Source organism: Halobacillus sp. ABD4_316 (assembly GCF_056161385.1).
Genome location: NZ_JBSWZA010000001.1, coordinates 330,560 through 351,152, shown reverse-complemented (window position 1 = coordinate 351,152; position 20,593 = coordinate 330,560). Strand labels below are relative to the sequence as shown.

At 48.8% G+C, this 20,593-nt stretch carries 16 protein-coding genes; 1 reads left to right on the top strand and 15 read right to left on the bottom strand.

Translation table 11 applies throughout. The annotated features are described in order from the left end of the window. Positions 1–16 precede the first annotated feature (16 nt). The 6 genes from priA to ACXAJH_RS01935 form a co-directional block, all read right to left on the bottom strand. A complete protein-coding gene (gene priA, locus ACXAJH_RS01960) occupies positions 17–2,425 on the bottom strand; it encodes a primosomal protein N' (RefSeq protein WP_474992963.1) in 2,409 nt (802 codons plus the stop codon). After that, positions 2,422–3,630, bottom strand: coding sequence for a bifunctional phosphopantothenoylcysteine decarboxylase/phosphopantothenate--cysteine ligase CoaBC (coaBC, locus tag ACXAJH_RS01955; RefSeq protein WP_474968449.1), 1,209 nt, complete (start codon positions 3,628–3,630; stop codon positions 2,422–2,424). Before coaBC ends, priA begins: the two co-directional genes overlap by 4 nt. Before the next feature lie 111 nt (positions 3,631–3,741). Continuing rightward, the gene (rpoZ, locus tag ACXAJH_RS01950) at positions 3,742–3,969 is read right to left on the bottom strand and encodes a DNA-directed RNA polymerase subunit omega (RefSeq protein ID WP_474968448.1); all 228 of its coding nucleotides are present in this window, start codon (positions 3,967–3,969) and stop codon (positions 3,742–3,744) included. A gap of 2 nt (positions 3,970–3,971) precedes the next feature. Then, entirely contained in the window at positions 3,972–4,586 is a 615-nt protein-coding gene (gene gmk, locus ACXAJH_RS01945) for a guanylate kinase (protein WP_474968447.1), read from the bottom strand. 14 nt (positions 4,587–4,600) lie between these two features. Beyond that, a complete protein-coding gene (remA, locus tag ACXAJH_RS01940) occupies positions 4,601–4,864 on the bottom strand; it encodes an extracellular matrix/biofilm regulator RemA (RefSeq protein ID WP_027954142.1) in 264 nt (87 codons plus the stop codon). A 78-nt stretch (positions 4,865–4,942) separates the two neighbouring features. After that, positions 4,943–5,821, bottom strand: a complete 879-nt coding sequence (locus tag ACXAJH_RS01935) for a YicC/YloC family endoribonuclease (protein ID WP_474992961.1) — start codon at positions 5,819–5,821, stop codon at positions 4,943–4,945. A 135-nt stretch (positions 5,822–5,956) separates the two neighbouring features. Between ACXAJH_RS01935 and ACXAJH_RS01930 the strand changes: the two genes are divergently transcribed. Continuing rightward, the gene (locus tag ACXAJH_RS01930) at positions 5,957–7,678 is read left to right on the top strand and encodes an Rqc2 family fibronectin-binding protein (RefSeq protein WP_474992959.1); all 1,722 of its coding nucleotides are present in this window, start codon (positions 5,957–5,959) and stop codon (positions 7,676–7,678) included. Positions 7,679–8,451: 773 nt separating this feature from the next. On the opposite strand, the gene ACXAJH_RS01925 is transcribed toward ACXAJH_RS01930, so the two are convergent. The 9 genes from ACXAJH_RS01925 to ACXAJH_RS01885 form a co-directional block, all read right to left on the bottom strand. Continuing rightward, on the bottom strand, positions 8,452–10,623 hold the full coding sequence (locus ACXAJH_RS01925; protein ID WP_474968444.1) for an FUSC family protein: 2,172 nt from the start codon (positions 10,621–10,623) through the stop codon (positions 8,452–8,454). 485 nt (positions 10,624–11,108) lie between these two features. Further along, the gene (pyrE, locus tag ACXAJH_RS01920) at positions 11,109–11,738 is read right to left on the bottom strand and encodes an orotate phosphoribosyltransferase (RefSeq protein WP_474992957.1); all 630 of its coding nucleotides are present in this window, start codon (positions 11,736–11,738) and stop codon (positions 11,109–11,111) included. Continuing rightward, a complete protein-coding gene (pyrF, locus tag ACXAJH_RS01915; protein ID WP_474992956.1) occupies positions 11,713–12,435 on the bottom strand; it encodes an orotidine-5'-phosphate decarboxylase in 723 nt (240 codons plus the stop codon). The genes pyrE and pyrF overlap by 26 nt, the downstream gene beginning before the upstream one ends. After that, on the bottom strand, positions 12,401–13,333 hold the full coding sequence (locus ACXAJH_RS01910) for a dihydroorotate dehydrogenase (protein ID WP_474971499.1): 933 nt from the start codon (positions 13,331–13,333) through the stop codon (positions 12,401–12,403). Before ACXAJH_RS01910 ends, pyrF begins: the two co-directional genes overlap by 35 nt. Further along, entirely contained in the window at positions 13,330–14,091 is a 762-nt protein-coding gene (locus ACXAJH_RS01905) for a dihydroorotate dehydrogenase electron transfer subunit (protein ID WP_474968439.1), read from the bottom strand. The genes ACXAJH_RS01910 and ACXAJH_RS01905 overlap by 4 nt, the downstream gene beginning before the upstream one ends. Continuing rightward, the gene (gene carB, locus ACXAJH_RS01900) at positions 14,088–17,288 is read right to left on the bottom strand and encodes a carbamoyl-phosphate synthase large subunit (protein WP_474992954.1); all 3,201 of its coding nucleotides are present in this window, start codon (positions 17,286–17,288) and stop codon (positions 14,088–14,090) included. The genes ACXAJH_RS01905 and carB overlap by 4 nt, the downstream gene beginning before the upstream one ends. Further along, the gene (locus ACXAJH_RS01895) at positions 17,267–18,376 is read right to left on the bottom strand and encodes a carbamoyl phosphate synthase small subunit (RefSeq protein WP_474968437.1); all 1,110 of its coding nucleotides are present in this window, start codon (positions 18,374–18,376) and stop codon (positions 17,267–17,269) included. The genes carB and ACXAJH_RS01895 overlap by 22 nt, the downstream gene beginning before the upstream one ends. Next, a complete protein-coding gene (locus ACXAJH_RS01890; protein WP_474971501.1) occupies positions 18,357–19,655 on the bottom strand; it encodes a dihydroorotase in 1,299 nt (432 codons plus the stop codon). The genes ACXAJH_RS01895 and ACXAJH_RS01890 overlap by 20 nt, the downstream gene beginning before the upstream one ends. Continuing rightward, the gene (locus ACXAJH_RS01885) at positions 19,656–20,552 is read right to left on the bottom strand and encodes an aspartate carbamoyltransferase catalytic subunit (protein WP_474971502.1); all 897 of its coding nucleotides are present in this window, start codon (positions 20,550–20,552) and stop codon (positions 19,656–19,658) included. It lies immediately after the preceding gene. Positions 20,553–20,593: the final 41 nt, after the last annotated feature.

Below are 20,593 nucleotides of genomic sequence, written 5' to 3'. Positions count from 1 at the left end.
AACTGACGGCTCCTTCCTACATCAACTGATACGGCTGAAAATCAACCGTAATCTGTAAACCATCTTCCTGTTTCAATTCATCTTCATAATAGTGCAGTATTCGTTCGACAAACTTCCGCTGCTCGGGTTCCTTCTTGTATTTTACCATGCATTGATAGCGATATCTATTATTGATCCTGGCCAGCGCAGAAGGGGTTGGACCCAGTACGTGCGCCTGCTCGGACAGCTTCTGCTGCATAAACATCGTAATCTTACGGGTGGCTTCCTCCGCTTTCAACTGGTTGGGATGCGAAATTGTAAACAACGTCAAATAATAGTAAGGCGGATACCGGAATGCTTTTCTAAGCTTCATTTCCTCCTGGAAAAACTGTTCATAGTCGTACGTACTCGCAAGCTCTATACTGTAATGTTCCGGTGTATACGTCTGGACAACCACTTCCCCGCTTTTCTCATGGCGTCCGGCCCGTCCGCTCACCTGGGTCAGCAGCTGAAAGGTCTTTTCGGAGGCACGGAAATCCGGCAGGTTCAGCATCGCATCCGCAGCCAGCACACCGACAAGTGTGACATTCCCGAAATCGAGTCCTTTGGCGATCATCTGTGTTCCAATCAGGATATCCGCTTTTCCCTCGCCAAACTGTGTAAGCAGTCTTTCGTGAGCGCCTTTCTTCCTCGTTGTATCAACATCCATCCGGATGATCCGCGCCTCAGGAATCAGTTCCTGCAGGGCTTCCTCGACTTTTTGAGTTCCTGTACCAAAGTATCGGATCGTTTTGCTTTCACATTCCGGGCACTTCTCCGGCATGGGCTCTTCATGAGAACAGTAGTGGCATTTCAAGCGGTTCTGCCGCTTGTGATAAGTCAATGCAATATCACAGTGCGGGCATTCGCTTACATGGCCGCAGTCCCTGCACATGACAAACGTGGAATATCCCCGTCGGTTAAGAAACAGCACGACTTGTTCTTTCCTAGCCAGCCGCTCTTCGATTTTTTCCTTTAATGGAATCGAGAACATGGATCGGTTCCCGCTGTGAAGCTCTTCTCTCATATCCACAAGCTCCACCTCAGGCATCACAGCCTCATTCATCCGTTTGCTTAGTGTCAGCAGCTGATAGTTGCCTTTCGCAGCCCGCGCATACGTTTCCAGTGACGGGGTCGCACTTCCCAGAACGACTGGACAGTTGTGTGTTTTCGCGCGCTGGACAGCGACATCGCGGGCATGATACCTCGTCCTGTCTTCCTGCTTATAGCTCGTCTCATGCTCTTCATCAATAATGATCAGCCCAAGATTCGTAAACGGGGCGAATATGGCGGACCGGGCTCCTACAACGACCTGTACTTCCTGACGCTGAATCTTACGCCATTCGTCGTATTTCTCTCCAGCTGACAGAGCACTGTGAAGGACGGCTACCTTGGAGCCGAAACGTCCTTTAAACCGCTCCACCATCTGAGGGGTTAAAGCAATTTCGGGGACGAGCATAATGGCTTCCTCCCCTTTATCCAGCACCTGCTGAATCGACTGCATATATACTTCCGTCTTCCCGCTTCCCGTTACACCGTGAAGGAGAAACACGTCGTGCTCCTGTTTTTCGATGGTTGAAAGAATCGGCCGGATGGCGGTTTCCTGCTCTTCGGTTAGTTCAAAAGGCGTCGTTCGTTTAAATTCCCGTCCTCCGTACGGATCGCGGAAGACTTCCTGTTTATACTCTTTGAGCACGTTCTGCTCCACAAGAGGCTTCAACGCAGCAGGAGTAGTTTGAAGGTTACCCAGCAAACGCTTTTTGTCCAGTGGCTCTGGATGCTGAAGGAAATATTCAACGATGGCCCGCTGTTTTTTTGCCTGTGGCGGGAGGTCTTCCAGCTTTTCTTCCATATCGATAGGAGAAACAGCCGGCGCAACCACAGCCTTCAGCTTTTTCGTTTCCCTGCTCTTTACTTCATAGTGAACATCCACTTCGCCTTCGTTCATATGTTTTCTAAGGATATGGTAACTGACACCGGACTGTTCGAACTCTTCAAAATCCATGACGCCCCGCCCATCAAACACAGCATCCAGGGCTGAATCCAGCGGTTCATCCGAGAGTTTCCACAGCTCTTTTCTATATTTGGCTTTCATAACCTGCGGCAGCATGACCTGTAGACAGGATATATAATAACTCAACGTATAATTGGACAGCCATTTCCCAAGGTGAAGCAGTTCTTCCGTCAACGTCGGAATGACATCCAGTACATCAGTGATTTTTTTCACGGAGGGGAAGCTGGACGTTTCTGACAAGGCGATCACATAGCCGAGAATTTTCCTCGGTCCGAAGGGGACGATGACTCTGACCCCGGGCTGTACAATTCCTTCAAATTTTTCAGGGATTTCATAATCAAAGGGTCTGTTGGTATTCTGTGAGGCTACGTCCACAATGACATTGGCAATCACGTGCGGTCACGCCCCGTCATCTCCTGAGAGGCTTCCTTTAGGATTTCTTCTGCCAGCTGATCCTTCGTCATCATGGGATAGATTTTTTCACGACCACTTTTCTGAATGAAAAGGGAGGCATTCGTATCCGTACCAAAGCCGGACCCTTCCTCGGCCACATTGTTGATCACTATGGCATCCAGGTTCTTTTTCTCCAGCTTCTCTCTTCCGTAACGCTCAGGATCATTCGTCTCGGCGGCAAAGCCGATCAGATACTGATGTTCCTTCCGTGTACCGAGCTCCTGCAGGATGTCGTGTGTGCGCTCCATTTGAACCGCATATCCTCCCGGGGATTTTTTCATTTTGTGTTCAAAGGTTTCCTTTGGCCTGTAATCGGCGACAGCGGCGGATTTGATCACAAGATCGGCCGCTGGATAATGCTTCAGCACTTCTTCATACATCTCCTGAGCAGAGACTACATCAATGCGCTCCACCCCTTTTGGCGTATGAAGGGAGACAGGTCCGGTGATCAGGGTGACATCAGCACCGCTTCGAGCCGCCTGCCGCGCAAGAGCAAACCCCATTTTTCCGGTCGAAGGATTCGTGAAATACCGGACCGGATCAATTTTCTCCTGCGTTGGTCCTGCTGTAATCAGGACCCTTCTGCCTTTCAACCACTCGGTTTTCCGATACTCATCTTCCAGTACTTTAACGATGCTCTCCGGTTCTTCCAGCCTTCCTTTCCCGACATATCCGCAGGCCAGATACCCTTCACCAGGCTCAATAAAACGAAAGCCCCATTCATCCAGCTGTTTCATGTTGTTTATGACGGCCGGGTGGCTGTACATGTGCACATTCATCGCCGGTGCAATGTACACGGGAGCCTCGGTCGCAAGCAGTGTCGTTGACAGCATATCATCCGCCAGCCCGCCGGCAAGCTTGCCAATCGTATTGGCTGTAGCGGGCGCAATCAGGAATAAATCGGCCCAGTCGGCAACATCGATGTGCTGGATCTGTGTGGCGTCCTGTTCATCAAACGTATCGGTATAGACCGGCTGTCTGGACAGTGCCTGAAAGGTCGTCGGAGCGACGAAATTTCTTGCGCTCTCTGTCATAATGACTTTGACGAAGGCTCCTGCCTGGACAAGCTTACTTGTCAGGGCCGCCGCTTTGTATGCAGCTATTCCTCCTGATACGCCCAGGACAATCTTTTTATCTTTTAACATGTGATGGACCTCCCTGCCTGTGAAAATCTTACGATAAAATACGTAGGAAAAGCCGCGCTGATCGTCAGACAGATGCGCGGCTTTTCCTACGTTGTTCCGGGAACAATGCTATTATGTGGTTTCCGTTCTTTCCTGGATCTCTTCCGCTTCAATATAGTTCAATTTCCCGTCGCGGATTTCCTCCAGAGCTACACCAACCTGCTGATGAGAGGTTGGGTTTTCGACCATAGGAGCACTTCCCTGCTTCAGTTCGCGGGCTCTTCGTGCTGATAGTGTGACAAGTGTATATTTTGATTTGATCTGCTTCTGCAGGGAATCAATGGATGGTTCTAACATCATAATTAATTTTCCTCCAATGCTTTTTTGTATTGATGGGCCACGCGCTCACGTTTGCAGTGTTCACTGGCTACGATGGACTGGACCTTCTGAACGGCGTGATTAATCTGATCGTTGACAACGACATAATCGTAGGCATCCATCATATCAATTTCTTCTTTAGCCGCCAGCAGACGGTTTTTCACCTTTTCCTCTGTTTCGGTACCCCGGCTTACGATTCGGTCTTTTAATTCTTCAAGAGAAGGAGGAATTAAAAATACGAACACACCTTCCGGGAAGTTTTCGCGGACTTTCAATGCGCCCTGAACCTCAATTTCAAGGAATACATCCTTCCCCTGGTTCAACGTCTCTTCCACATAATGTCTCGGCGTGCCGTAATAGTTGCCCACATATTCGGCATGTTCAATCAGCTGTCCTTCTGTGATCAGCTTTTCAAATTCATCTCTGCTTTTAAAGAAATAATCGACACCATCCACTTCCCCTTCACGCGGGGCACGCGTCGTCATGGAAATGGAATATCGCAGGTCTGTCGACTGCTCGAACAGAGCCTTCCGTACAGTTCCTTTTCCGACACCTGATGGGCCGGAAAGTATAAATAGTATACCTTTCTGTTCAATCACTGCAAATAGTCCTCCTAGTTTTCATCTGAAATCTCATCATTACTGATTACACGCTGGCCGACGGTTTCCGGCTGAACAGCAGACAGAACGACATGATCACTATCTGTGATAATGACCGCACGTGTACGGCGGCCATATGTAGCATCTACTAATTTATTATTGTCACGGGCGACAGTAATGATACGTTTGATTGGAGCGGATTCCGGTGAAACGATGGAAATGATTCGATTTGCAGACACAACGTTCCCGAACCCGATATTGATCAATTTTAAACTCAAAGCTGACTCCTCCTTCTTATGGCCAAGCACTTAATCATTAACTCTATTATATGAAAAAAACCGTACAGAACACAATTGTTATTCGATATTTTGCACTTGTTCCTTCATTTTTTCCAATTCACCCTTCACGTTAAGTACATACTCCATCAGGAGGGTGTCATTGGATTTTGACCCCATCGTGTTCACTTCCCGGTGCATTTCCTGAAGGATGAAATCCAGACGTCTCCCGACGGATCCGTGCTGGTCCAGAGCCTTCTCAAACTGTTGAAGATGGGAATGCATCCGTGTGAACTCTTCGGTGACATCCCCTTTTTCAGCCATAAGGGCCACTTCCTGGAGAATTCTTGGTTCATCCTGGGAAAGGGGCTGTGCAGCGTAATCTTCAATTCGGGCGCGTATTCTCGCTTTGTATTCGTTTATCACTTCAGGGCGGCGCTGGTCCATCATGTCAAGCCAGCAGACGACAGCCTTGAGTCTGGATAGGAGGTCCTTTGAAAGCTGCTTTCCTTCCCGTCCCCTCATGTCCTTCAGCTGCCGCAGAGCCTGTTCCACCGACGTCTTCAGCTTTTGTTGAAAAGAATCCGGGATGTCATCCGATTCCTTAGTAACGAAGACATTCTCTAACTTGGATACCATATCAATAGTTATATCACCCGTCAAATGAAACCGGCTCTTCATATCTTCCAACGCCTGAATGTACTGCTCCGCTGCTGCCCAGTCCACCTCGACGTTTTTCTGCAGGCCGCCGCCGTCCATCGTTATGTACACATCGACCCGCCCGCGGTGCAGGGCTTCTTTAACAAGTTTCCTCACCGGGTCCTCCATAAATAACAAAGAGGAAGGAAGGTGCATATGAACATCAAGAAACCGATGATTCACGGATCTGACTTCCACCACGATCCGTGTTCCCTCCTGCTCTGATATTTCCCGTCCATATCCGGTCATACTGTCAGCCATATCTCCTTCACCTGCCGCTTCTTCATTGATACTGTCTAGTTTACCAAACTTCCTCTTTCAGAGCGACTGGTATGATTCTTTAGAAATCCGGCGTCAAATCATGCTATAATGACCTTTTAGAGAGGTGAAGAGACTATGTCTTTCGACGGAATTGTAACCCGGGCGGCGACAAATGAGCTGAACAATGTTCTTCAGTCCGGACGAATCATGAAAATTTATCAACCCACGGATACAGAGCTTGTATTCACTGTCCGCTCCCAGCGGACGAAATATACGCTTCTATTATCCGCTCATCCATCCTATGCACGGTTTCATTTAACCAATGATCAATACCACAATCCAAAAGAACCGCCGATGCTCTGTATGCTCCTGCGCAAGCATCTTGTAGGAGGATTTATAGAGAAAATTGAACAGGTGGATATGGAGAGGATTGTCAAGATCCATATCCGCACACGGAATGAAATCGGCGACGAAACGTATAAAACCTTGATCATTGAGGTGATGGGGAAACACTCCAATATTCTTCTTGTCGACGAACAGGAGGGGCATATTCTGGACAGCATCAAGCACCTTCCCCCTTCCCAGAACCGGCACAGGACGATTATGCCGGGCCAGCCCTATAAACGGCCGCCGGAGCAGGGCAAAATAAGCCCGTTGGAACTCGAACCGGCCCAACTCCTTAAAAAAATGGATTTTAATGCGGGCCGCCTGGACAAACAGATTCTCTCCATTGTCATGGGCTTTTCCCCCATGATTACAAAGGAGATCGCAGAAAAAGCAGGAATGAACGGACCCTCAGGATACGAAGCTGCTTATGAGGAAGTACGGAACCGAATACTGGATCACTCGTATGAACCACAGGTGAAACGCGGGGACAAAGAACAATTTTATGTACTGCCGCTGAAGGCCTTTGGAGAAGAAAGAGAAACTTTCTCTACGGTGAGTGACATGCTGGACGCTTTTTATTCAGGGAAAGCCGAAAGGGATCGTGTCAAACAGCAGGCTGGTGATTTATTCCGCTTTCTGAAAAATGAACGCGACAAAAACCAGAGGAAAATCAAAAAACACGAAGATACCTTGAAAAAGTCTGAAGCAGCCGGGGATTATCAAAAGCTCGGCGAACTGCTGACCGCTCATATGCACCTCGTTAATAATGGAGACGAAAGTGTAACGGTCGTTGATTACTACGATCCTGACCAAAAGGAAATGTCAATCGAGCTGAATCCGAATAAAACCCCAAGTGAAAACGCCCAGTCTTACTTCCAGACGTACCAGAAATTGAAGAAGTCCAAGCAGGTGGTTCAAAAGGAAATTGAAAAAGCGGACATTGAAATCACCTACTTCGAACGTTTGATTCAACAAGTCGAAACAGCCAGGGAAGAAGATATTGAAGAAATCCGGGAGGAACTCCGGGAACAAGGCTATATGAAGAAAAAGAACGCCTCCCCGGGGCGTAAGAAAAACCAGCCTAAAAAACCGTCCCCGGAAACCTTCCGATCCAGTGACGGGACGATGATCTATGTCGGGCGCAACAATAAACAGAATGAATATTTAACCAACCGGATGGCAGGTAAATCTGATATCTGGCTGCACGCCAAAGATATTCCGGGTTCCCACGTAGTCATTAAAGATGAGAACCCAAGTGAAGACACACTGCTTGAAGCCGCCCAGCTGGCGGCAAACTTCAGTAAATCGAGCCGGTCGTCCTCCGTGCCTGTTGACTACACACAAATCAGGCATGTGAAAAAACCGTCCGGAGCAAAACCCGGTTTCGTTACCTATGATCATCAGCAGACCCTGTTTGTAACTCCGGATGCCTCCTATGTCCGGATGATGAAAAAACAGGCAGAGGAATAAAACAGGAACAGGCAGCCATACTAAGAGAGCACCTTGATCTTAGTAGAGGAGGCTGCAGTCATGCCAAAGAACTCAAAATCAAAACGCAACCCAAAGAAGAGCCGGGACGCGGTCCAGCCCAGCAGTGGTGAAGAACGCGTAACGATCTCTAAAGCGGGCAGATCTTTTGATGGCCGTTGAAGAGCAATAGTCAGAGTTCCCATGACAAAACGCCGGCGTACACGCGTCGGGAAAGCTGTCGAGAAAATTTCTCGGCAGCTTTTTTCTATAAGGCTCTGTTATTGCTTGGTGTTGTTATTTAACATGTGAGCTCCTATCACCCCTTTCTCTCATGGGGTTTGTAGGAGGCGGCCTTGGGAATGACTCCCTTTCCGTGGGGTACCGTGAGCATCCTCAGGCAGCGCCTTCCGGGGTCTCACGATGTACCTTCATCCCACAGGAGTCCCGCCATTCCCAAGGCCGCCTCTTCAAAGTAGGGTAGTTAGAAAGGACATAACCGAAGTCCGTTACACCACTACGAAAGGGATGGCAGGGAAAACAGGTAGACTCCTGCGGGAAAAAGGAACAAGGGAAGACCCCGGAGAACGAAGTTCGAGGAGGCTCATCGTTCCCCTCGGAAAGCGGACGGTTTTCCCTGCCATCCCATGCTCTGAGTAAACAACGGACCGGACCCCTGATTCCAGACGGAGACGATTTAGTAATCGTTTAAAATAACAACAACAGACTTTAACAGAGCTTTCTATAAAAAAACCGCCTGGACTCAAACCAGACGGTTATCTTTTCCTCATATGATCAAGCCTGTCCCTGAGAATCGTAATGGAACGGTTGATTTTCCAGATGTAATAAAGGTGATGGAGCAGATTTTCCTTATCCTCTGTTCCCGGCTGCACTTTCAACTCCACCTGCTCCCTTTCCTCCAGCAGGTCGTAAACCGGATCGGAATGATTTCCTGTTTCGATTTGATGGATCAAACCTTGCAGATTCTTTTCCAGTTTATCCTGAACCGCTGTTAGAAGTTCCAGTGTTTCATGACTGTGATTCGTGTATTTGGGGTATGGAGAGGCGACAAGGTGCTTGGCATAATAATTGACGGCTGTAATCACGGTCAGCACGGCTGTAAGGTTTTTGTCCCCTCGGAAAATAGGATCCTGTACAGCAGGCTTGGATTCTTCCTCAATTTCCTGCATTTTCGCATCCAGATCCAAGGCCTGCTGCGCAAGACCTTTAACTCCTTTCGTACCCTTGATGTTGGTTAAATACTGGCTGATTAATTGAGACATTTGTGTAAAATATTCACGAAAGGCCTCGGAAAGCTTGTCCTTAGTACTCGTGGGAAAGACGAAAGCAGAAACACCAAGAGCAATCGCAGCTCCGGCCACTGTGTCAATGACCCTCGCTCCAAGAAGCTCCGGCGTAACTCCACCGAGAATCAGATCATAAATAAAGGCAATCATCATCGTAATAAAGAAGCTTGCCACCGTATAGGAAACCGTAAGAAAGTAAAAAGCTGTAAAAATAACCAGAAACAATAGGACAACCTCAAGGTAAGGGTGGCCGGAGAGCCACAAAGCAGCGAGAAAACCGAAGAAAGCACCGAAGAATGTACCGACGGAACGCTCAAAAGCTTTTAAGTACGTCCTGCCGACGGTTTCTGTACCGAGCTGGATAATAAAAGCGGTCAACAGGACCCAGTACGGCTGAATCGGAGAAATGATATAGCCCGTAACAATAGCTATGCTTCCTGCAATCAACGCCTGCACGGCTTTTTTCTCAGCAGGTTTCAGTCCGGCAGGCCCCGCTTCCTTCTCATCCACCGCCTCTTCATCTGCTGCCGGTGGATGTTCCACTGCTTCATTGAAGTGAATATCCCGCTGCACTTCCGAGGCGCCTTCTGTCACGTGGGAAGCCATTGTTTCAATTCTTCTGATCAAATAAAGCCGTCCATCAGGGAGATCGGTTGCATTCATCATCCAGTGATCAAGCTGATGCCGGATACCTGCGACCACTTTCTCAGCCTCCTGAAGACTCTTCATTTCCGGCTGTGGGTCAAGCACATCGGCATCTTTCAACGTCAAAAGCAGATCGACGAGAAGATAGCGCAGCTCCTTCAAATCCAATGCCTCGTCTTCCTTCAATTTCTGCAGGCTTTCCGAAAGCGTCATAACAAACATGGTCGTATCGAAAATATATAATCGCAGCCGGCCGGATTGAAGCCCCGGCCAGATTTCTGTACTGTCCTGCTGGTGTAGATCAGCGGCGACCTGGTTGGCGTAAATTCTTAATTTACTCACGTTGCTGCCCAGCTTCTTCAACCGGGACGGCTGGAGTTCGGGGTCTTTAATCACCTCAATAAGCAGGTCGAACGTCAAGTTTGCCTGCCTGTGGAAGGAAACCGTGCTTCTCCGCAGCATCTGCCTTGTATCTTCAAATAGGAAGAAATTGTAAAGAAAGGCATAAAGAATGCCGATACCTACTGCGAGGTAAAACCAGGGAAACTGGGACGGTGACAGCTGAAGAAATGAGGAGAAATAAATTGTGAAGAACCCAATCATTCCAAGAGAAAAATACCGGCTTCCATGCTGCGAAAAATAAAAAGCTGCACCTATCGAAGCAATCATCAGGATACTTACCAGGACGGGGCTTGAAGCAGTCAAGGACCCAAGCGTCACCCCTGAACATGCAGCCACTCCCAGGAGAAGGGTTGTCACCTGTTTTTTTCTTTTTGTATCATCCATAACAATCATAATGCCCATCAGACCGGCAATCCCGGAGATGATCGCAGGAAAAAGCGGATCGATGGCAAAGACGTTCATGATCAACATCGTTGTAAAAACCGATGAAATCAAACTCAGCGTAGCTTTCCCCGCCTGGGCCAGTCTCCGCCTGCCCGGATCAGAGGCGAGCAGACGCCGCAGCCAGTAGGACTGTTTGACTAAATCTTTCATTTATTGATGCTCCCCTCTTTCGTATGTATAGTCATTTATCTTATCGATTTTTAAGTGTCAGGACAACTCTCACGTCCTGACGTTTTCTATTGTAAGAACATTCCATCAAAAGCCCCGGACGAAAAAAGCTGCGATCGGCATCGCAGCTTCAAGTTAAAAAATAAGCAAAAACGGCAATTGAGGCCACATAAGAAAAAACCGCCTGGGCCCAGTATCTTTTCGCTTCCTTTTTCAACATGTACATATTCCATAATATAAATATCGTCAGCGACCCTGCCAGACTGAGCAGGGGTTCCCATGACAGCATGGATTCCATAAAGGAAAAAGCGACCCACGTGTATAAATAAACGAAGCAGGTTAATAGTCCGAGGGAGGCATTCATGAGAATAAAAAAGGAATGTTTGTTAGATTTCATCGTCATCACCAATACGTTGTGTTGTATTAATGGTACAAGGACAAGATGAAAATAGCAACTCTTCCCTCATTTAAGAATTTGTAAAAACGTAAGGGTCTTCCCTCCACACTCTCAGTTTCTCCAGCTGAAGGTCATCCAGTTCTTCCTGTTGGTACAGCTCATCCAGTAGATCATCATAGCTGGCAATCGATTGAATATGGTACTCCTTTTCCTTAAACGCCTGCTTCGCTTCCGCCAGGCCGTAGGTGAAAATGGATAAAATCCCTGCCACTTCCACACCTGCTTCCCGCAGGGCATCTGCAGCTTGTATGGACGACTTCCCAGTGGAAATCAAATCCTCAATGACGACTACACGGCTGCCTTTGGTAACCACTCCTTCAATCTGATTTCTGCGCCCGTGTTTTTTGGCGGTCCCGCGCACATACACCATCGGAAGATTTAGACGATCGGCTGCCCATGCTGCATGCGGAATACCGGCTGTGGCGCATCCGGCTATTCCATCCACCTCTCCCGGCAGTTTCCGGATCATGTCCACAAACGCCTCTGCGACCGCCGAACGCACGGAGGGATAAGACATCGTCAAACGGTTGTCACAATAAATCGGGGATTGGATGCCCGAGGTCCATGTGAAGTAATCCTCCTCGTACATTTTGACAGCACCGATATCCAGCAGTTTATGAATCAACTGATTTTTTTCCATGCAGAAATTCCCCCTTGATGGTTTGATATGTATCCTCAGGTTCACCGCTGTTCCGGATAGGTCTGCCAACGACGATGGCATCACTTCCCTCCATAGCGGCTTTTGCAGGAGTGGCTGTCCGTTTTTGATCGTGCACGTGCCCTCCCGGGAGCCTGATCCCCGGGGTCAACGTAAGAAGCCCTGCTTCTTTTTTGACCAAGGATGCTTCATGAACAGAACATACGACTCCATCCGCCCCATGTTCTTTCGCTAAGAGGCTGTAATGAAGGACCATGTCTTTCGTTGATCCTTCTACCTTCCATTCCCTGCTCAATGACCATTCGTCCATGGAAGTAAGGACAGTGACGGCAAATAAAAGAGGTGTTTTTCCATCTGCCCCTTCGCTCAACCCCTTCCGGGCAGCTTCAATCATTTGGCTGCCGCCGGACGCATGAATCGTAACGATATCTACACCGAGACCGGCAAGGTTTTTCATCGCCCGGCGGACGGTTTCCGGTATATCATGAAGCTTTAAATCCAGGAAAACTGCGTGGTTCCGTCTTTTCAGTTCGGCAATGAACGGGGCGCCTTCTTTATAAAAAAGCTCCATGCCTACTTTAACTGGAACACCTTCCAGATGATGTTCCATCAAAAAATCAAACGCTTCGCGGCCTGAGGGGAAATCAAGGGCGAAGTAGACCGGCTTCAACTCTTTCACGATGCGCACCTCCTACAGCTTCTTCTACAGATTGAAATCCATAATGGTGTAACGTCTCCGGCAGTTGTTCCACGAGTTCGCTGCATATGAGTGGGTTTTTAAAGTTCGCACTGCCTACAGCCACCGCGCTCGCTCCTGCCAACAGGTACTCGACAATATCGGCTGCCGTTTCAATCCCTCCCATTCCGATAATGGGGATACCGACTTCGGGATAAACTTGATGGATCATCCGGATACTGACAGGCTTCAGGGCAGCTCCGGACAATCCTCCGGTCCCGTTCGATAAAACAGGTTTCCGCGAGGATGGATCGATGCGCATAGCGGTCAGCGTATTGATCATAGACAGGCCGGAGGCTCCTCCCCTTTCAGCCGCTTTGGCCATGACGACGATGTCGCTTACATTCGGCGACAACTTCACATATACCGGAACACGGCTTACTTGAACAACTCTGCGTGTAACATCCTCCGCAAGCACTGGATCCATTCCGAACTGAACGCCGCCCTCCTTGACATTCGGACAGGAGATATTCAGTTCGAGAGCATCAACATGAACAGAGATTTTTTCTGCTACTTCCACATATTCCTCTACCGTACTGCCGGCGACATTTGCTATGATCGGTACCTGCTGGGCCTTTAGAAATGGGATTTCATCCTGAATGATCGACTCGACCCCTGGATTTTGAAGACCAATGGCATTGAGCATCCCTCCCGTTGATTCTGCTACCCGCGGAGTTGGATTGCCATATCTCTTTTCACCGGTGGCAGCCTTCATGATGACAGCCCCGAGTTCAGCGAGCGGGTAAAAGCGGGCATATTCACGACCAAAACCAAAGCATCCGGAAGCCGGCATAATCGGATTTTTCAAAGATAGGCCAGGCAGTTGAATCATCGTATTCATGAAAGCACAACCTCCTTATGGTGAAAGACCGGACCGTCACAGCAGATTCGCTTGTAGCCTTTTTCATCATGGGAAGGCACTACACAGGCAAAACAAGCGCCGATCCCGCATCCCATCCGTTCCTCCATGGAAATATATCCTTCTGTATCACCGAGCTGGTTGACCACTGCTTTCAGCATGGGCGTAGGTCCGCACGTATAATAGCGGTCAAACGAACCAGACATTCCGGCAATCCCGTCTGTTACAAACCCTTTATTTCCGGAGGTTCCGTCATCTGTCATAATGTGGACTTTCCCATATTGTTGAAATTCAGTCTTCAAAAAAGCGTGACGGATGGATTGAAATCCGAGAATAATAGTAAGGTCCGCTCCTTTTTCATACAACTCACGTGCCAGCCGGTATAGAGGGGGAACACCGATGCCTCCCCCTGTCAGAAGGACACTCTCTCCAGGCAGAGCCTTTACAGGAAAACCTCTGCCTCCGGGACCAAGCACATCAAGAGAATCACCTATCTGATAGGCTGTAAGAGCTTTTGTTCCTTTTCCAATCACTTTGTACAACAGGGTGATTGTTTCCTCATCTATATTGTAATCCGAGATGGATACCGGCCTACGTAAATATTCGTCCGCACTTGTCCGAATGTGAACAAATTGTCCAGGCTGCTTGATGTCATGCACCATACGCCCGCAAAGAATTAATTGGTACGTATCTTCGGCAACCAGCGTATGATCCACAACCGTCAGATCTTCTCTGATCACTGCCCCACCCCTTCCATCGGAGTAATGGCTCTTGCCGAAAAAGACATGGCGTTAATGACTTCAACGATAGCCGTTGCCGTATCAAGGCTCGTCAGACAAGCAATGCCGTTTTCCACAGCTTCCCGGCGGATTCTGAACCCGTCAGACCTTGCACGCATCCCTTTGTTCAACGTATTGATGACAAATTGAACTTCACCGTTCTGAATAAGGTCCAGCACATCCCTCTCTGCCGAACCAACTTTACCGACCGCTTCTACAGGAAGACCTTCCTGGGCAATTACGGTTGACGTGCCTTCTGTGGCAAACAAACGGAAACCGAGTTCATCAAAGGTCCGGGCGATGCGCACCATTTCTTCCTTATCCTTATCAGCAACCGTTAAAAGGACAGATCCTTGGACGGGTATTTTTAATCCAGAGGATATCATGCCTTTGTATAAGGCTTTCTCCAGCGTTTCATCATACCCGATGACTTCCCCTGTCGATTTCATTTCAGGTCCAAGCGTCGTATCGACACTTCTTAATTTTTCAAAGGAGAACACCGGCACTTTCACATAGACCCCTTTCGGCTTGCGGGCCGTTCCCGTGCTGTAGCCATGGTCGGTCAATTTCCCCCCCATCAGCACTTTCGTTGCCAGCCCGGCCATCGGAACACCGGTTATTTTGCTGAGAAAAGGAACGGTCCGGCTCGCTCTAGGATTAACTTCCAACACATAAGCGGTCCCATCTGAAATGACGAACTGGATATTGACGAGACCCTTCATCTTCAATTCTTTTGCGATATCAGCTGTGATGTCCAGACACTGCTTTTCAAGCGCAGGAGTCAACCGCCGGGGTGGGTAGACAGCCATGGAGTCACCTGAGTGGACACCGGCACGTTCAATATGTTCCATAACACCGGGTACGAACACATCCTCACCGTCTGTAATGGCATCTACTTCCACTTCCATCCCTGTCATATACTTATCGATCAAAATGGGGTGGCCGTTATGAACAAAAGCATTGGCATCCAGATAGGAAGCCAGTTCTTCACGCGAATACACGATGGCCATCGCTCTCCCACCGAGGACATAGGATGGGCGGACGACAATGGGATAACCGATTTTCTCAGCTGCGGCTGCAGCTTCTGCTTCACCAGCCACACTTTCTCCTCCCGGTTTCGGTACATTCAGACGGTTGAGCAGCTTTTCAAACAAGTCGCGGTCTTCTGTTTCATGGATGGCTTCCATCGTTGTTCCAAGGATCGGGATGCCATGCCGGCTCAGCCCTTCTACTAGATTTATCGCTGTCTGTCCACCGAATTGAACGATTACGCCTTCAGGATTTTCAAGGTCGGTGACATTGAGAACATCTTCAAGGGTCAAAGGTTCGAAGTACAATTTATCGGAGACACTGAAGTCAGTGGAAACCGTCTCCGGATTGTTGTTCATAATAATCGCTTCATAGCCCATATCTTTCAACGCAAGCACCGAGTGCACCGTAGCATAATCAAACTCGACCCCCTGACCAATTCGAATCGGGCCGGATCCAATGACGAGCACTTTTTTCCTTGATGAGGGAAGGGATTCATTTTCCTCTTCATAGCTGCTGTAAAAGTACGGCGTTTCGGATGCGAATTCCCCTGCGCACGTATCTACCATTTTATAGACTGGTTCAATATTCATACTCTTCCGCTTCTGTCGGACTTCATCGACCGAGACTCCTGCTGCACGGGAAATCTGCTGGTCGGACATCCCCAGCTGTTTCACTTTCCTTAGGAGAGAAGCAGACACTCCCTCTGTTTCAAGCTGCTGTTCCAGAAGGATGATCTGCTCCAATTTATAAAGGAAAAACTCATCAATCGCTGTTTTTTCGTGAAGTTCCTCTATAGAAAAGCCCCGCCGGAAAGCTTCGGCAATTAAGAAAATCCGTTCGTCGTCCGCTTTCACAATCCGTTCGTTCAATTCCTCTGCGGTTAAACGGGACGCGTGGGCCAGACGCAGTTCTTCCGTCCCCCCTTCAAGCGAGCGGATGCCTTTCAACAAGGACTCTTCCCAAGTCCTGCCGATGCTCATCACTTCGCCTGTCGCTTTCATCTGTGTGCCCAGAACGCGGTTTCCCTTGGCGAATTTATCGAACGGCCAACGGGGAATTTTGGATACGACATAATCCAGCGCAGGTTCAAAGCAGGCATATGTGGTTCCTGTAATCGGATTTTGAATCTCATCCAGCGTCATCCCTACTGCAATTTTCGCAGCAATTTTTGCGATAGGGTAACCCGTCGCTTTTGAAGCAAGCGCGGAGGAACGGCTGACTCTTGGATTCACTTCAATCACATAGTACTGGAAGCTGCCGGGATCGAGAGCCAGCTGCACGTTGCAGCCTCCCTCAATCTTCAAAGCTTCGATAATTTCCAAAGACACGTTTCGAAGCATCTGATATTCTCTGTCACTAAGTGTTTGAGATGGGGCGGTTACAATGGAATCACCCGTGTGTATTCCGACTGGATCAAAGTTTTCCATGTTACAGACGACAATTTTATTTTCTGTACTGTCCCGCATCACTTCGTATTCAATTTCCTTGAATCCGGCGATGTTTTTCTCGACGAGACATTGGGAGACGGGGCTTAGTGACAGTCCGCTTCTCACCGTTTCCCTCAGCTGCTCTTCATGATCACAAATCCCTCCACCGGCTCCGCCCATCGTATAAGCTGGACGGACGATGACTGGATAGCCGATACGATCGGCAAAACGTAACGCTTGATCCACTGTACTGACGATATCACTTTCCGGAACAGGGTGCTCCAATTCGTGCATGAGGGAGCGGAACTTCTCCCGGTCCTCCGCGCGCTGGATCGCTTCCAACGGTGTACCGAGCAGCTCCACCTGGTAGTGATCGAGAATGCCTGAGTCATGAAGTTCGACGGCCATGTTCAGACCTGTCTGGCCTCCCAGTGTCGGAAGCACGGCATCCGGCTGCTCCTTACGGATAATCTTTTTCATAAATTCAAGAGTCAAAGGTTCCATATAGACCTGATCCGCAAACGTATGATCCGTCATGATCGTAGCTGGATTGGAATTTGCCAGAATGACCTCATACCCTTCCTCTTTCAAAGACTGACAGGCCTGGGTGCCGGAATAATCAAATTCAGCCGCCTGACCGATGACGATGGGACCGGATCCGATGACGAGGATTTTATTTATATCTGTACGTTTAGGCATTGAGGTTCCTCCTTTGTACGCTTGTTCGTCTGTTCGATGTTTTCAAGAAAGTGGTCAAACAACCACGCTGTATCTTCTGGTCCCGGTGAGCTTTCGGGGTGATACTGCACACTAAAAACGGGCTGTGTGCGATGCTTCAGCCCTTCAACTGTCTCATCGTTCAGAGATACTTGTGTTGCCATCAATTCCGTATCTTCAAGAGATTCCAACGCTACGGTGTACCCATGGTTCTGTGAGGTAATGAAAGTTCGATTCGTTTCAAGATCTTTCACAGGCTGATTGGACCCACGATGTCCGAACTTCATTTTCATCGTATCGGCGCCACCTGCAAGAGCAATCAGCTGGTGGCCGAGACAGATGCCGAAAACCGGAACACGCCCGATGAGGTTCCGTACGGTTTCCACAGCCTCCGGGACATTTTTCGGATCTCCCGGGCCATTGGAGAGCATAACGCCGTCCGGTTTCAGCCTTAAGATCTCCTCATGACTGGTATGGTACGGGACAACTGTGACGTGACAGCTGCGCTTGGCAAAATCCCTTAAAATACCATGCTTCATTCCAAAGTCCATCAAAACAATCCTTTTCCCTCGGCCGGGTACAACGTACGGTTTCACAGTGGATACGTGCTGCACCTGGTTGTTGTAAGAAGGTGAATCCTCCAGCATTTTCATAACTTCTGAGGGGGATCGCTCACTGGAGGCAATCATCGCTTTCATCGTACCGTAACGGCGGATGATCTTGGTCAGTTTTCTCGTATCTACTCCGCTTATCCCGGGAATGTTCCTTGCCTCAAGGTAAGCATCCAGGGTTTCCTCACTGCGGAAGTTTGAAGGCCTTGCACAGTGCTCCTTCACAACAACTCCGAACACAGCGGGGTGAACCGTTTCAAAATCGTCACGGTTGATGCCGTAGTTTCCGATCAACGGGTACGTAAAAGTCACAATCTGACCGCAGTAGGAAGGATCGGACAGGACCTCTTGATAACCTGTCATTCCTGTGTTGAAAACAATTTCGCCGATCGATTCCCTTTCGCTTCCAAAACCTTCTCCTTTGAATACTGTTCCATCTTCAAGTACGAGCTGCTTCATGTGTACTCTCCTCCCACGCAAGATTTCCGTTGACTACGGTTAACACCGGCCAGCCTTTCAGTGTCCAGCCATTGAATGGCGTGTTTTTTCCTTTCGAAAGGAATGTTTCCCGCACCACATCCCTTTCACTGGTTAAATCAATCATAGTAAAATCTGCAGGAGCACCAGGGGCAAGCGTACCGTAAGGCAGATGGAAAACGGCTGCCGGCTTTACTGTCATCCAATCCACCAGTTCCTTCAAAGTGCAGAATCCTTCTTCAACGAGGTGTGTATATAGTAGAGGGAAAGCCGTTTCCAATCCTGTAATCCCAAAGGGGGCGTCTAAAAAGCCCTGCTGCTTTTCCTCTTCTGTATGTGGAGCATGGTCTGTAGCGATAAAGTCGATCGTGCCATCTTTTAAACCTTCAAGAAGGGCTTGTTGGTCCTCTCTGCTGCGAAGCGGTGGATTCATTTTATAAAACCCATGATCCTCGATGATGTCGTCTTCCTTCAGGACAAGATGGTGGGGAGTCACTTCAGCCGTTACATGGATCCCCGCTTTTTTTGCGTTGCGGATGATACGTACGGATTCTTTGGTGGAAACATGACAAATGTGATAGTGACAGCCGGTTTGTTCAGCGAGCAGGACATCTCTGGCAATCTGAACAGATTCCGCCGTTGACATGATGCCCGGCAGCGAAAGACGCTGACTCACATCCCCTTCATGACACACCCCTTTATGTACAAGAGAATTGTCCTCACAATGAGCGACTACAGCTTTATCGGCCGTTGAGGCAGCTTTCATGGCTTCCAGCATCATTCCCGCATCCTGAATTCCCACCCCATCATCAGTGAAGGCGAAGGCGCCTTTGTCTGCCAGTGTTTTCATATCCACAAGTTCCCGGCCGACCTGGCGGGTTGTGATGGAAGCATAAGGCAGGACACGGATATGGGCCGTCTCTTTTATTCGCTGCTGGAGCTCATCCAGGGTCTGCCCATCATCAGGGACAGGGGTGGTATTCGGCATGGCGCAGATGGTCGTAAATCCACCTTTCGCTGCTGCCTGTGTCCCAGTTTCAATCGTCTCCTTCGCTTCTCCACCTGGTTCGCGCAGATGGACATGTACATCAACAAAGCCGGGACTGATGAAAAGACCTTCCGCATCCCATACACGGTCGACCACCGTTTGGTTAAGGTTCTGCCCTATTTCCTGGATCCTCCCATTTTCCATCACCATTTCTGTGGATTCCATCTTTCCATCGCTTTGCAGCATACGAGCATTGATTACTTTTACCTTCATTTACAGTTCCCCCTTCATTAACGAATCCATAACAGCCATCCTAACAGCAACTCCATTGCTCATCTGCCTGAAAATTCTTGACTTACCACTCTCTACAAGATCACGATCGATTTCAACTCCGCGATTGACAGGAGCTGGATGAAGGATGATGCTGTGCGCATCCATTCTCGCTTCCCTTTCTTTCGTCAATCCGTACTGCTCAAGGTACGTGGCCGTGTCTTCTCGATGGATATGCCGCTCATGCTGGATTCTCAGGAGCATCAGTACATCACAGTTTGTGACAGCTTCATCCATAGAAATGTAATGATCCGCTATGGCTGCGTCCTGCCATTCGGGTTTACTGACAAAATAAACCTCCGCTCCAAGGCGGGAAAGCGCGGCAGCATTCGACCTGGCTACCCGGCTGTGTTTAATATCACCAGCGATACAGATGCGCAGCCCTTTGAAACTATGAAACTGTTCATAAATGGTATACAAGTCCAGGAGACTCTGTGTGGGATGCTCGCCACAACCATCTCCTCCGTTGATCAGAGTAAGATTCAAATGTGAAGCACAATGCTGAAGCAGACCCGTCTGTGACTGACGGACGACTGCCAGTTCGACTCCAAGGGATTCGAGTGTTTTCAACGTGTCATAGAGACTTTCCCCCTTCGTCAGGCTGGACTCCCGCCCCTCCAGATCGATGAGCTCAAACCCTGATTTTCGCTGAGCAATCTGGAAGCTTACTTTGGTCCGTGTGCTTGGTTCTAAAAAAAGGTTGGCAGCAAACCTGCCATGGTAAGAGGGACGATCCCCGGGCTTATTCAGACGCTCCGCCCTCTCGATAAGCTGGAATATCTGCGCCGGGCTCAGTTCCTTCATAGATAATAGATGTTGTAATGGCTGGACTACAGGCATATCCTTCACTCCGATCTTCTTGATTTTTGACCGGTATACAA

What these genes read in the sequence shown, in the direction of transcription:
- coaBC (WP_474968449.1), bottom strand. Translation starts at nt 3,630, where the DNA reads ATGTTAAAAGATAAAAAGATTGTCCTGGGCGTATCAGGAGGAATAGCT.
- rpoZ (WP_474968448.1), bottom strand. Translation starts at nt 3,969, where the DNA reads ATGATGTTAGAACCATCCATTGATTCCCTGCAGAAGCAGATCAAATCA.
- ACXAJH_RS01935 (WP_474992961.1), bottom strand. Translation starts at nt 5,821, where the DNA reads ATGGCTGACAGTATGACCGGATATGGACGGGAAATATCAGAGCAGGAG.
- ACXAJH_RS01930 (WP_474992959.1), top strand. Translation starts at nt 5,957, where the DNA reads ATGTCTTTCGACGGAATTGTAACCCGGGCGGCGACAAATGAGCTGAAC.
- ACXAJH_RS01925 (WP_474968444.1), bottom strand. Translation starts at nt 10,623, where the DNA reads ATGAAAGATTTAGTCAAACAGTCCTACTGGCTGCGGCGTCTGCTCGCC.
- pyrE (WP_474992957.1), bottom strand. Translation starts at nt 11,738, where the DNA reads ATGGAAAAAAATCAGTTGATTCATAAACTGCTGGATATCGGTGCTGTC.
- ACXAJH_RS01910 (WP_474971499.1), bottom strand. Translation starts at nt 13,333, where the DNA reads ATGAATACGATGATTCAACTGCCTGGCCTATCTTTGAAAAATCCGATT.
- carB (WP_474992954.1), bottom strand. Translation starts at nt 17,288, where the DNA reads ATGCCTAAACGTACAGATATAAATAAAATCCTCGTCATCGGATCCGGT.
- ACXAJH_RS01895 (WP_474968437.1), bottom strand. Translation starts at nt 18,376, where the DNA reads ATGAAGCAGCTCGTACTTGAAGATGGAACAGTATTCAAAGGAGAAGGT.
- ACXAJH_RS01890 (WP_474971501.1), bottom strand. Translation starts at nt 19,655, where the DNA reads ATGAAGGTAAAAGTAATCAATGCTCGTATGCTGCAAAGCGATGGAAAG.
- ACXAJH_RS01885 (WP_474971502.1), bottom strand. Translation starts at nt 20,552, where the DNA reads ATGCCTGTAGTCCAGCCATTACAACATCTATTATCTATGAAGGAACTG.